At 67.1% G+C, this 12,429-nt stretch carries 10 protein-coding genes and 1 riboswitch; of the genes, 3 read left to right on the top strand and 7 right to left on the bottom strand.

The features are described 5' to 3' along the window. Window positions 1-98 precede the first annotated feature (98 nt). The 5 genes from QW887_RS05265 to QW887_RS05245 form a co-directional block, all read right to left on the bottom strand. The gene (locus QW887_RS05265) at window positions 99-2,519 is read right to left on the bottom strand and encodes an aerobic carbon-monoxide dehydrogenase large subunit (RefSeq protein ID WP_315826171.1); all 2,421 of its coding nucleotides are present in this window, start codon (window positions 2,517-2,519) and stop codon (window positions 99-101) included. Beyond that, on the bottom strand, window positions 2,516-3,016 hold the full coding sequence (locus QW887_RS05260; RefSeq protein ID WP_315826170.1) for a (2Fe-2S)-binding protein: 501 nt from the start codon (window positions 3,014-3,016) through the stop codon (window positions 2,516-2,518). The genes QW887_RS05265 and QW887_RS05260 overlap by 4 nt, the downstream gene beginning before the upstream one ends. A gap of 229 nt (window positions 3,017-3,245) precedes the next feature. Further along, entirely contained in the window at window positions 3,246-4,109 is an 864-nt protein-coding gene (locus tag QW887_RS05255; protein ID WP_316194240.1) for a xanthine dehydrogenase family protein subunit M, read from the bottom strand. Between the two features lie 328 nt (window positions 4,110-4,437). Next, on the bottom strand, window positions 4,438-5,646 hold the full coding sequence (locus QW887_RS05250; RefSeq protein WP_315826168.1) for an MHYT domain-containing protein: 1,209 nt from the start codon (window positions 5,644-5,646) through the stop codon (window positions 4,438-4,440). A 477-nt stretch (window positions 5,647-6,123) separates the two neighbouring features. After that, complete coding sequence (locus tag QW887_RS05245) at window positions 6,124-6,729, bottom strand: 6,7-dimethyl-8-ribityllumazine synthase (RefSeq protein WP_315826167.1); 606 nt, start codon at window positions 6,727-6,729, stop codon at window positions 6,124-6,126. Between the two features lie 77 nt (window positions 6,730-6,806). After that, window positions 6,807-7,000, bottom strand: a riboswitch (FMN riboswitch). A gap of 394 nt (window positions 7,001-7,394) precedes the next feature. On the opposite strand from QW887_RS05245, the gene QW887_RS05240 reads away from it, so the two are divergent. Together QW887_RS05240 and proC are read left to right on the top strand one after the other, a co-directional pair. Next, window positions 7,395-7,895 carry a YbjN domain-containing protein gene (locus tag QW887_RS05240; protein ID WP_315714059.1) on the top strand — a complete coding sequence of 167 codons (501 nt, stop codon included), beginning with the start codon at window positions 7,395-7,397 and terminating at the stop codon, window positions 7,893-7,895. Between the two features lie 162 nt (window positions 7,896-8,057). Then, entirely contained in the window at window positions 8,058-8,885 is an 828-nt protein-coding gene (proC, locus tag QW887_RS05235; protein ID WP_316194239.1) for a pyrroline-5-carboxylate reductase, read from the top strand. Window positions 8,886-8,904: 19 nt separating this feature from the next. Here proC and QW887_RS05230 read toward each other — a convergent pair whose 3' ends face one another. Next, window positions 8,905-10,221, bottom strand: a complete 1,317-nt coding sequence (locus QW887_RS05230) for a TAXI family TRAP transporter solute-binding subunit (protein WP_315714057.1) — start codon at window positions 10,219-10,221, stop codon at window positions 8,905-8,907. Between the two features lie 310 nt (window positions 10,222-10,531). Then, complete coding sequence (locus QW887_RS05225) at window positions 10,532-11,770, bottom strand: MFS transporter (RefSeq protein ID WP_315714056.1); 1,239 nt, start codon at window positions 11,768-11,770, stop codon at window positions 10,532-10,534. A 194-nt stretch (window positions 11,771-11,964) separates the two neighbouring features. Between QW887_RS05225 and QW887_RS05220 the strand changes: the two genes are divergently transcribed. Beyond that, window positions 11,965-12,408 carry a hypothetical protein gene (locus QW887_RS05220; RefSeq protein ID WP_316175460.1) on the top strand — a complete coding sequence of 148 codons (444 nt, stop codon included), beginning with the start codon at window positions 11,965-11,967 and terminating at the stop codon, window positions 12,406-12,408. The last annotated feature ends 21 nt before the right edge of the window (window positions 12,409-12,429 follow it).

Here is a 12,429-nt window from a genome sequence, read left to right as displayed (position 1 = left end):
GGCGGGACTCTGGATTGCTTCCGCCGTCGCCCTTCGGGCTATGGCGGACAAGTCGTCGCTTCGCTCCTCGCAATGACGAAGGTGCACTTGGATATAGCCTACGCCACCACGCCCAGGTTCTTCGCCGCCTGCCAGTTGCGCCAGAAGTCGTGGGGCATCTGGATGTGCGTCGCGCCCAGGAACGAGAACGCGTCATTGACCGCATTGGAGAACGCCGGCACGCCGCCGACATTGGGGCTTTCGCCGACGCCCTTGGCGCCGATCGGATGGTGCGGCGAAGGCGTCACCGTGAAGTCGGTCTCCCAATGCGGCGTCTCCACCGCGGTCGGCATGAAGAAGTCCATGAACGAGCCGGTGACGACATTGCCCTCGGCGTCGTAGCGGATCTCCTGGCCCATCGCGATGGCGAAGGCTTCGGTGAGGCCGCCATGGATCTGGCCCTCGATGATCATCGGGTTGATGCGGGTGCCGCAATCATCCAGCGCATAGAAGCGTCGGACCTTGTACACGCCCGTATCCACATCGATGTCCATCACGCAGAGATAGGCGCCGAACGGATAGGTCATGTTGGGCGGATCGTAGTAGCTCACCGCCTCCAGCCCCGGCTCCATGCCGGGCGGCACCGAGTTGTAGGCCGCCCAGCAGATGTCCTTCATCGACATCACCTTCTCGGGCAGACCCTTGACCCGGAAGCCGTCGATGTCCCATTCGAGATCGTCCTCATGGACCTCGAGCTTGTAGGCCGCGATCATCTGCGCCTTGGCCTTGATCTTGCGCGCGGCCATCGCGATGGCCGCGCCGGCCACCGGCGTCGAGCGCGAGCCGTAGGTGCCCAAGCCATAAGGCGCGGTGTCGGTGTTGCCCTCCTCGACCATGATGTTGTCGGCGGGAATGCCGATCTCGCTGGCGATGATCTGGGCCCAGGTGGTCTCGTGCCCCTGGCCCTGGCTCTTGGTGCCCATCCGCGCGATGCCGGCGCCGGTCGGGTGCAGCCGGATCTCGCAGGAATCGAACATCGCGATCCCCAGGATGTCGCAGTTCTTCGACGGACCGGCGCCGACGATCTCGGTGAAGAAGGAGACGCCGATGCCCATGATCTCGCGGGTCTCGCCGCGCTGGAAGGCGGCGCGCTTCTCGGCCTGCTCCTTGCGGAGACCGGCGTAGTCCACGCTCTCCATCATCTTGCGCATGGCGGTGTGGTAGTCGCCGGAATCGTACTCCCAGCCCAGCGCCGAGTGATAGGGAAACTGCTCCGGCTTGACGAAATTCTTCAGGCGCAGCTCCGCCGGGTCCATACCGAGCTTCTGCGCGAGAATGTCCATGCCGCGCTCGATGCAATAGGCCGCCTCGGTGACGCGGAACGAGCAGCGATAGGCAACGCCGCCCGGCGCCTTGTTGGTGTAGACGCCGTCGACGCTGAGATGCGCGACCGGGAAGTCATAGGAGCCGGTGACGATGTTGAAGAAGCCGGCCGGCCATTTCGACGGGTCGGCGCAGGCGTCGAAGCCGCCGTGGTCGGCGAGCACGTGGACGCGCAGGCCGGTGACCTTGCCGTCCTTGGTCGCCGCGATCTCGGTGGTCATGTGATAGTCGCGCGCGAACGCCGTGGCGGTCAGATTCTCGATGCGGTCCTCGACCCATTTCACCGGCTTGCCGGTGACGATCGAGGCCACCGCGGCGCAGATATAGCCGGGATAGGCGCCGACCTTGTTGCCGAAGCCGCCGCCGATGTCCGGCGCGATGACGTGGATCTTCTGCTCGGGGATCTTGGCGATCAGCGACACCACGGTGCGGATCACATGCGGCGCCTGGAAGGTGCCCCAGATCGTCAGCTCGCCCTTGATCTTGTCGAACGAGCAGACGCACTGGCAGGTCTCGAGCGGCGACGGATGGGTGCGGTGATACGAGATCATCTCCTTGATGGTGACGTCGGCCTTCTTGAACGCGGCGTCGGTGAGTTCCTTGTCACCGACACTCCATTCGAAGATGTGGTTGTGATGCTTGCGCGGGCCGTGTGCGCCTGTGGTCTTGCCGGCGAGATCCTCGCGCAGAACGGGGGCGTCCGGGTCCATCGCCTTGAACGGATCGACCAGCACCGGCAGCGGCTCGTATTCGACCACCACCTTGGAGACGCCGTCATCGGCGGCATAGCGGTCGGTCGCGACGACGAAGGCGACCTCCTGGTTCTGGAACAGCACCTTGCCGTCGGCGAGCACCATCTGCACGTCGCCGGCCAAGGTCGGCATCCAGGCGAGGTTGACGGTCTTCAGCGTCTCGGCGGTGATGACCGCGAGCACGCCGGGCACTTTCAGCGCCTCCTCGGTGTGGATCGCCTTCACCCGCGCATGCGCATGCGGCGAGCGCACGAAGTCGCCGTGCAGCATGCCCGGCAGCTTGACGTCGTCGACGTAGTTGCCCTTGCCCTGGGTAAAGCGGATGTCCTCGACGCGCTTGCGCCGGCAGCCCATGCCTTCGAGCGCGGCTTCGCGTTGTTCCCGCGTGGGAGTCAGGTCGTTCATTCCGCGGCCTCCTGGAATTCCACGCCGTTGATCTTGGCGGCGGCGTATTGGATCGCCTTGACGATGTTCTGGTAGCCGGTGCAGCGGCAGATGTTGCCGGAGATGCCGGCGCGGATTTCCGCCTCCGTCGGCGACGGATTCTCCCGCAGCAGCCGATGCGCGCGCAAAATCATGCCGGGCGTGCAAAAGCCGCATTGCAGGCCGTGCATCATGCGGAAGCCTTCCTGCAGCGGCGACAGTGTGCCGTCGGCGTTGGCCATGCCCTCGATCGTGGTGATCTCGCAGCCGTTGGCCTGCACCGCGAGCATGGTGCAGCTCTTCACGCTCATGCCGTCGATGTCGATGGTGCAGGCGCCGCAATGGCTTGTCTCGCAGCCGATATGGGTGCCGGTGAGCTGCGCCTGCTCGCGCAGGAAATGAACCAGCAGCGTGCGCGGCTCGGCGAGGCCTTCGACCTCGCTGCCGTTCACCTTCATCGTGATATGGGTTTTGGGCATTTGGTGCTCCCTTGAAATTTGTTTGAGCTTTGGCCCGGCTATCAGCCTCCCGGGCGGTGAGCTCCCCTCCCCCTTGCGGGGAGGGGTCGGGGGTGGGGGTCCACGGCGGAAGTATCGCTTGGGGCTACCCCCCTCCCCGCCCCTCCCCCACAAGGGGGGAGGGAGATGAGAGAGCTCGCCGCGTGGCGAGGTAGCACCGCATGCCGGGCCGCGGTGTCCGCTAACGCTGTTACTTCGACCGGCTCGCCGCGCGCTGCAGGGCGCGCATCACCATGATGCCGCCGACATGGATGCGGTACTCGGCCGGGCCGCGCGCATCGGACGCCGGCTGCATGATCGCGCGCGCTGCATTCGCAGCGGCCTTCAGCGCGGCATCGTCGAGCGCCGTGCCGATCACGGCGTTCGCCGCGTCGGTCGCGAGCAGCGGCGTCTCGTGCAGATTGGTGAGTGCGATCACACAGCTCGCCACCTTGCCGCCGGCCATGGTCAGCACGACGGCCGCCGCGGCGGTCGCGTAGTCGCCGACCTTGCGCTTCAGCTTCTCATAGGCGTAGCCGTGTCCCACAGGCGGAACGGGAATGCTCATCCCGGTGAGGATCTCGCCCGGCTCCAGCGCGGTGAAATAGGCGCCCTGGTAGAACTCGCGCGCCGCGACATCACGGGCGCCGTTCGGCCCCTCCAGACGGTAGCTTGCATCGAGCGCCAGCATCAGCGCCGGCATGTCGTTGCCGGGATCGCCATTGGCGACGTTGCCGCCGAGCGTGCCGCGGTAGCGCACCTGCGGATCGGCGATCAAAAGCGCCGTTTCGTGCAGGATCGGCAGGTTGGCTCCGATCTCGGTCGAGGCCAGCAGCTCGGCCTGCGTGGTCATCGCGCCGATGACGATGCGGTCGCCATCGCGGCGGATGCCCTTGAGCCCGGCGATGCCGTGCAGATCGATCAGATGCGCCGGGGTCGCCAGTCGCAGCTTCATCATCGGCAGCAGGCTGTGGCCGCCGGCGAGCGGTCGCGCGTCATCGCCGAGGTCGGTGAGCAGCTTGATCGCATCGCTGACGCTCGCCGGCCGGTGATAGTCGAACGGGCCAGGAATCATGACGTTTCCTCTCCTGTGCTGGCCTGCCTTATCGGCAAGGCCGTCGCGTTGTTGCGGCGGGCGTTCGTGCTGCGAGAGCGAAGTGCGAACGCGGACGCATCGCGGATTGGCGCGGAGCGTCGATCGGGATCGCTGGCCGCGCAACGAAGCCGGCACGGAGAGCGGCGAAATCGCACGAAATGCGGCTGGTCGCGCACGAATTGCGTCAGCGAGGGCGACCCAATCGCGCGAGTGACGGCGTGAGCGGCCGCGCAAGACGCGCACGCGGTGTTGCATGCGTTGGGGAGAATGGCGGCGCTCTGTTGCAGCAGCGAAACGAGCGCTGAACTCAGGCCGGCCGCCGCAGCCCGAGCCGCGCCTTGACCTCGGCGACCTTGGCGCGGCTCACCGGCACGCGCGGCTTCGAGGGGCCATCGAGCTCGATGATCGCGCCCTCGCCTTCCCGACCGACGTAGATCACGTGCTCGATCGCGACGATGTGGCTGCGGTGCACGCGGATGAAGCGGCCGGGATCGAGCTGCGCCTCAGCCTCGGAGATCGACCATGGGCACATCCGCTCGCGGGTGCCGTCGTGGATCCGCGTGTAGTGCGCATCAGCGCGCACGCTGCGCACGTCCCCGGCATCGATGAAATGGGTGCCGTTGGCGCCCTCCAGCGGCAATCGCGCCGCGGTCGCGCGCGGCGGCTGGCCGATGCCCCCCAGCGGCGCCGCCGTCGCCCGGCTCATAGCGGCGACCTCGACCACCGGCTCGGCCGCCGTCGCGGCCGGCTCCGGCGCCAATTGCGGCGCAGCCTCGGCAACGGCCGGCATCGGCTGCGATTGACGGCGCGGGTCCGGCACCAGCGACAGCAAAAATCCGGCGGCGATGACGAAGCACAGCACGGCGACGACGATCGCGAGCGCTTGCGGCGACGCAGCAAGTCCTGGTGCGGCGTGATCGTGTCCCTCGCCCATCGGCACGACATGCATTCCCAGCATCGCCGTGTAATGCATGCCGGACACGGCGATGCCGAAGGCAACCGCGCTGATGGCGAGCCGCAGCCCGTCCTGCCGCGCCAGGAAGATGCGCAGGCCGCCATAGGCGGCGCCGATCGCAATCGCCACCGACAGCGCCACCAGCGCCGGATCATGCGTCAGCCCGAATGAGCCGGACAGGCCGTGCATGCCGACATAATGCATGCTGGCGATGCCGGCGCCGAGCAGCAGCGCGGAAGGGACGACGCGCCGGGGGGAGGGATCGCCGATGCTGACGAAGAACAGCGAGATGCCGATCACGAGCGCGCAGATCAGGAACGAGATGATGGTCGGCAGCACCAGATAGACGGCATCAGGCGGCAGTGGCGCCGCCATCATGCCCACGAAATGCATGGTCCAGATGCCCACGGCCAGAATCCCGGCGGCGCCGGACAGCAGCACGCGCGCATTCTCTCCCGGCCCGCTGCGGATGCGCGCGGTGAGACTGAAACCGGTATAGCCACCCAGGCTCGCGATCACGACCGAGAGCGCGACGAGATAAGGATCGTATCCTTCGATCATCCTTGTCGGCCGCCCGTCGCCACGGGCCAGCCTCCTCCCAAGGGAGATTTTACAGGGGTGGCGAGGAAATTGACAACACAAGGCGGGGAGCGTGAGGGGGCGCGTTGTCGCTGGGGGACAAGCGAGGGCGGCAAGCTTGATTGGCGTGGCGCCAGACGTTGGATTCGATCTGGAGCGGCGAACGCGGTGAGTTCCCCTCCCCCTTGCGGGGAGGGGTTGGGGGTGGGGGTCCCCGAGTCGTACCTTAGCTGATGACCAATCGAATTCTGCGGAGCACGACGGCAACGACTCGCATCATTGAGTCCGTCCTAGATCGGTAAATACAACGGTGCGCATCATTAAGTTCAGCGCCCGGAGACCCCCACCCCCAACCCCTCCCCGCAAGGGGGAGGGGAGCAGGCCGCCGTCGCGGTGAGACCTCGGCTCCCGACACTGAAGCATGTGTGGCCGGCCGTGACCGGCCACGCACCGTCCGCCTCAGATAATCCCCGCCGCGACCTGGCTGCGCAGCCGCTCCAGGCTCAGCAGCGTCTCGGCGCAGGCGGTCGCCACCTCGATGCCCTTGGTCGCAAAATGCTTGCGGAAGAACTCGAAATGCGCCTGCGTCTCGTGGAATTGCTGCGGCGTCAGCACCGCGGAGAACACCGGCACCTCGGTGCGCAATTGCACGTCCATCAGCGCCTTGATGACGGTGTCGGCGACGAATTCGTGGCGGTAGATGCCGCCGTCGACGACGAGGCCGGCCGCGACGATCGCGGTATAGCGCCGCGTCTTGGCCAGGAGCTGCGCATGCAGCGGGATCTCGAACGAGCCTGGCACCTCGAAGATGTCGACACGATCGCGCGGGATGTGGCGCGCCTCGATCTCGTCGAGAAAGGCCAGACGGCATTCGGCGACGACGTCGCGATGCCAGGCCGATTGCACGAAGGCGACGCGCTGCGGCTTGCTGAAGCGCGGATGCGACGGCGCCGGTGGCGACTCGTCGGGCGGTAACGCGACCGGCGTATCCGCCGGCGGCGACGTTCCTACAGCGATGGTGTCGGTGGGCGTATCAGTAGGCGCGTCTTGCAACATCTGATTCATGGTTGTCCTCGTCAGAGACCAGAATCAGGGCACACGGAACGACGACGCCCCCACGCGGGATTGCGCGGGGTGCCGGGACCCGTTCTCTTTCATCCGGACTGTGACCGTCGGCTTCGGAATCGCACCGAATCTGCTGACCCTTCTCTGCGCGACGCGTTCCGGAGAACAGAATTCTCCAGACCGTGCCTTGCCGAGAAGGCGCTCGCGGGCTCGCGCTCGACCGAGAACGCTTACCGCCGGTGGGGAATTTCACCCCGCCCTGAGAACATCGGCCGCCCGGATGGACGGCCTGAATGAACTATGCAGGCGGTCGGCGGCTGCGGCAAGGCCTCACGCCCGCGGTCCGCGACGGGCGGCCATGCAGACGCTCACGGTCGTTCCCGCGGCCAAATCACCTCAGACCGAGCGGCTGCGGCGAGTCCGATTCCGTTTTGTTCTCGTTCGCCGATGATTCCACAGGCCGGACAGGAGTTGTGGACGAAGCGGTGTTTGGCTGTGGACGGACTCGCCCCCCCGTTGCGCAGATTCCGCAAATCACATCAGTTTGTCCTCGCACGCCTCGGGGTACCTCCGGGACTGCAAGCCGGGTCGCGAAGCGCCGAGAGGGCGTGGGCCGGGTCGCCGCGTATGTACCAACGAGATCAAGAAGACGAGGTCGAGACGGCATGTCCCTGCTCGAAAGCACTATCGATTCCGCAGATCATCCGCTGAGCGTGGTCGAGACCATTGCGGCCGACAACAATTGGATGTTCGAGCGCTCCGGCGAGGACGAGATCACGATCGCCTCCAAGGGCCAGTGGACCGACTATCAGCTTTCCTTCACCTGGATGGCGGAGATCGAGGCGCTGCATCTGGCCTGTGCCTTCGACATGAAGATTCCCGAGGCGCGCCGCGCCGAGGTGCAGCGGCTGATCGCCGCGATCAACGAGCAGCTCTGGCTCGGTCATTTCGACATCTGGACCCACACCGGCATGGTGATGCACCGCCAGGCCCTGGTGCTGCCCGGCGGGATCACCGCGTCGGGACTGCAATGCGAGAGCATGCTGGCGGGCGCCATCCACGCCTGCGAGCGCTATTTCCCGGCCTTCCAGTTCGTGGTCTGGGCCGGCAAGTCGACCCAGGAGGCCATGGCGGCGGCGCTGTTCGATACAGAGGGCGAGGCGTAGCCGCCGCCGCTTCCTGACACGCGGTGTCGTCCCTGCGCACGCAGGGACCCATACCGCGTGATGTCCGTGTGGCGCGCGACACTTGTCGCTCTGCCCCTGCTCCACTAGAACCGCCGGTGGTTATGGGTCCCTGCTTTCGCAGGGACGACAGCGGAGTGCGTCGTGACATCAGCGGACAACAACCTGCTTCATCAGCTCACCGGCACCATCGTGCTGGCCGGCGCCGGCAAGATGGGCGGGGCAATGCTGACCGGGTGGCTGGCCGGCGGGCTCGATCCCGCGCGCGTGGTCGTGATCGAGCCGATGCCGTCGGCCGAGATCACGGCGCTAAAGGCCCGAGGCGTCCGCCTCAATCCGACGGCGACCGCGCCGGCCGAGGTCGTCATCGTTGCCGTCAAGCCGCAGATGTTCCCCGACGCCGGCCCCGCCTTGAAGCCGTGGGTCGGCGACGCGACGCTGGTGCTGTCGATCATGGCGGGGACGACGATCGCCGGCCTGCAGCAAACGATCGGCGGCGCGGTCGTGCGCGCGATGCCGAATACGCCCGCCGCGATCGGCCGGGGCATCACCGTGGCCGTGCCGGCCGGCAACGTCAGCGCCGCGCAGCGGGGGCTGACGGACGCGCTGCTGCGTGCCACCGGCGCGGTGGAATGGGTCGACGAGGAGGCGCTGATGGACGCGGTGACTGCCGTGTCCGGCTCGGGGCCCGCCTATGTGTTCCTGCTCGCCGAGGAGCTCGCCCGCGCCGGCGTCGCCGCCGGCCTGCCCGAGTCCCTGGCGACGAAGCTCGCGCGCCACACCGTGTCGGGCGCCGGCGAGCTGCTGCGCCAATCGGACCTGCCGTCCGCCACCCTGCGCCAGAACGTCACCTCGCCGGGCGGCACCACCGCGGCGGCGCTGTCGATGCTGATGGGAGCCGACGGCTTCCAGCCGCTGCTGACCAAGGCGGTCGCGGCGGCCACGGCGCGTTCGAAAGAGCTCGCGAAGTAGACAACCGCGAGCTGACAGCTCAGCGCGACGGCGTCGGCGGCCCGCCATGCTGCTGGCGCCATTGCAGGAACTGGCGGAACAGGGCGCTGCGCTCAGCCGGATCGTTCGACAGCTGTCCCCCGCTCTGGCGCACGAAGCTCTCGAACTGGGTCTGGCGCACGTCGGCGACCTGCGGCCGCGGCACCATGTTGTGCGCCAGCAGCCACTCTTCCGCAGCCTTGAACCGCTTCCAGTTCGGGATCGCGGCGACGATGCTCGACTCCCGCCATTTCGGATGCCGCGGCGGCTTCATGAACTCGTCGTAGTTGGCGAAGAACGCCTCGACGAAGCGCGCCACCTTTCGGTAGCGCTCGGTATTCTCCGGCCAATTGTAGCTGACGAGCAGCATGCCGATCGCCACCGTCTCGATCGTCTCGCCGGGGTTGAGCAGGTTCGGATATTCCTCGGAGGACAATGTCGTCGGCAGATAGAGGTCCTGCAGCCGGCGGTCGTAGGGGATCGTCACCAGGTGCAGCGCGCGGTTGTCGTTCCTGATGTTGCGGGCGAGCTGGAACACCTTGCCGGTGGAGACGATGTAGGCGTCGGCGTCGCCATCGATCAGCTTCTGGATCGATTTGGCGTCATCGGTCGCGTAGTCGAACGACGCCGTCAGGCCGAGCCGGTTGAAGATCACGCGCGCGGAATAGAAGCCGACATCGGTCGGCGCGATGACGCGCTTGCCGTTGAGATCGAAGATCGAGCGGATCGAGGAGCGCGCGATGACATGGATCTCGTTGTGATAGAGCCGCGCGATGTAGCGGAGCTGCGAGGTGATGTCGGGAATGCCGTATTGCAGGCGATAGAATTCGGGCACGTCGGCGGCGACCGCGCCCATGTCGATGCTCTTCAGGAACAGAATATCCGAGACGTTGCGCACCGGTCCCTTGCCGAGCACCGGCAGCACGCGGACGTTGGTCTGATCATCGAGCACGCGTGCCATGTCCGAGCCGAACACGGAGGTGGCGCCGCCGGCCGGCGCGGTGATGATGGTGACGGTGCCGTCGTTGACGTCGGTCGGGTTGGGCAGCCGCCACACGTCCGGCCCGCTACCGGGCGCGGGCGACAGCGACGCCGGCAGGCCGGCGGGACGTGGCGGCGCGGGGATCACGGGCGCGCCGTTCGGCCGGGCGGCCGGGGCGACGGGCACGATGATGGAGCGGGTCGCTGCCGGGCGCGGCGGCTGCGGCGGTTGTTGTTGCAGCTGCGGCCAGGCCTGCGCCGATGCCTGGCTCAGCATGAGTCCGGCTGCGAGCGCGGCGAGCGCGACTTGCGAAGCTGCCTTCGTGACGATGGACATAGCGCAACGGCCTCCTGCACCATCGCGATGCCGCCGCAGCGTTCTCGACCCGTCCGGAGCATTCACCTCGAGGCCTGCCTGCGTCAGGCATGCGACGGGCGACCGCGGCCTCGGCTGAGACCTCGCGACAACCAACCTCGCGATGCGGAGCGCGCCCGAGGCCAAATGGCCGCGATCGGCTCCGATCGAGTTCCATAGTTGCGTGACGTGATTCGATCGATTTGCGGCGGCCGCCGGGATTTTGTATGACGACGTGCATATAAGCCGGATATTGGGCTCCGGCTGTGGCTCTCGTGCAACGCCTCTTGTTTCAGGCTGCCAGCCGGTGTTGCCGTCGTGCCAGGATCAGCAGCGTCACGACGATGGCCAAGTTCAGGCCATTCCACGCGATGCCGTTGGCGAAGGCCGCCGAATAGGACCCCGTGGCGTCGAAGATGACGCCCGAGACCCAGCCGCCGAACGACATGCCGAACACCGAGGCGAAGATGATGATGCCGACTCGGGTGGCGGCCTCGCGCGCCGGCATCGCCTCACGCACGATGATCGCATAGCTCGGTACGATGCCGCCCTGGAACAGGCCGAACATGCCCGATATCAGATAGAGCGACGTCAGGCCGTCGAAGAACAGATAGAACAGCAGCGCAAAACCCTGCGCCAGCGAGCCGATCAGCAAGGTTCTGACGCCGCCGATGCGATCGGCGAGAAAGCCGGAGCCGATCCGGCTGACGATGCCGAGCGCCATCATCAAGGACAGCATCTGCGCGCCGATGGCGACGCCGTAGCCGAGATCGCCGCAATAGGCGACGATGTGCACCTGCGGCATCGCCATCGCCACGCAGCAGGCGATCGCGGCGACGCTGAGCAGCACCGTCAGCGCATTGGTGGAGATCGGCAGCTCCAGTTGCGGCGGCGCCGCGCTGGCATGATTCTGCGCGCCGGCGCCATCCATGCGGGCGCGCAACACCAGGAGCAGCGCGCTCATCGTCACCGCGCAGAACACACCGAGCGCGACATGGCTGGCGCGCCAGCCGATCTGCTGCACGCCCCAATTCACCAGCGGCGGCCATACCGTGCCGGCGACGTAGTTGCCGGAGGCGACGATGGTGACGGCGAGGCCGCGATAGCGCACGAACCAGTGCGACGCCTCCGCCATCAGCGGCGCGAAGGTGACGGACGAGCCGAGCCCGACCAGGAAATACACCGCCTGAAACTGCCACAGCGTCACCGAGGCGCCGGCGAGCAGATAGGCCGCGGCCGTCGTCGCGATGCTGAGCGCCATTGCGGTGACGATGCCGAAGCGGTCGGTGATCCGGCCGACGATGACGCCGCCGAGGCCGAAGCCGAACATCGTCAGCGTGTAGGCCAGCGAGACCGCGCCGCGGCTGGCGGCGAACTCGGCCTGCACGACCGGCAGAACGACGACGACGGTCCACATCCCCGCGCCGCCGATGGAACCGATGACGAGCGCAAGCGCCAGCCGCGCCCAGGCCTGGCGCGAGTCCGGAATGAAATGAGGCGCTTGCTCGAATCTTGTATTGGGTCCGTGCACGATTTCAGCAACTTCGTTGCCGCACCGCATCAGGTCAAGCCACATTGCTGCGGCAATGGGCATGCAGAAGCAGCGCAACAGGAGGGATCTGCACGATCACGGTTCGGCCCTCTTGGCGGCGCAACGCTTTATCATTAGGTTGCGCGCCGGATTGGAGTGATTGGCCGCGCATGTCGTTGGGACTGACACGGAAGATGCTGATGGTGGCAGGACGGCTGCTCGTCCTTGCTTACCTCGTCTGCGTGGTCAGCCCCGGCGTGGCGCTCGCGCTCGGCGCGGGGGCGGCGCCCTGTCTCGACGAGACCGTCGTTGGCGCCGTGGTCTCGCCTCACGACGCGGCTCGCCACGAGATGGTCATGACGGCGATGCCGCAGACAATTGCGGCGCACGCCCATCATCATGCTCATCCTGTCGCCGACGCCGGAATGCACGCTCCAGCTCCCGCACCGTCGCACCACGATCATGGCAAGATGCCGGGTCCGTGCTGCGCCATGATGTGCGCCGTGGGCCTGGCCGCCACGCTGCCGGCAGTCGCCCTCCCCGCCCGCCTCGCTGCCACCGGCGTCGTTGCGCGCGACGAAGGCCTGCCCGGCCGCACGCCGCCGCGCCTGTACCGTCCCCCCATCGTCCTGGCCTGAGCGAACGATCCCGGCTTCGCG

Origin of the sequence: Bradyrhizobium sp. SZCCHNRI3052 (genome assembly GCF_032484895.1) — a bacterium.
Classification (GTDB): domain Bacteria; phylum Pseudomonadota; class Alphaproteobacteria; order Rhizobiales; family Xanthobacteraceae; genus Bradyrhizobium.
Note: the sequence above shows the minus strand (reverse complement) of the source record. Positions and strands in the feature narration are given on the sequence as shown.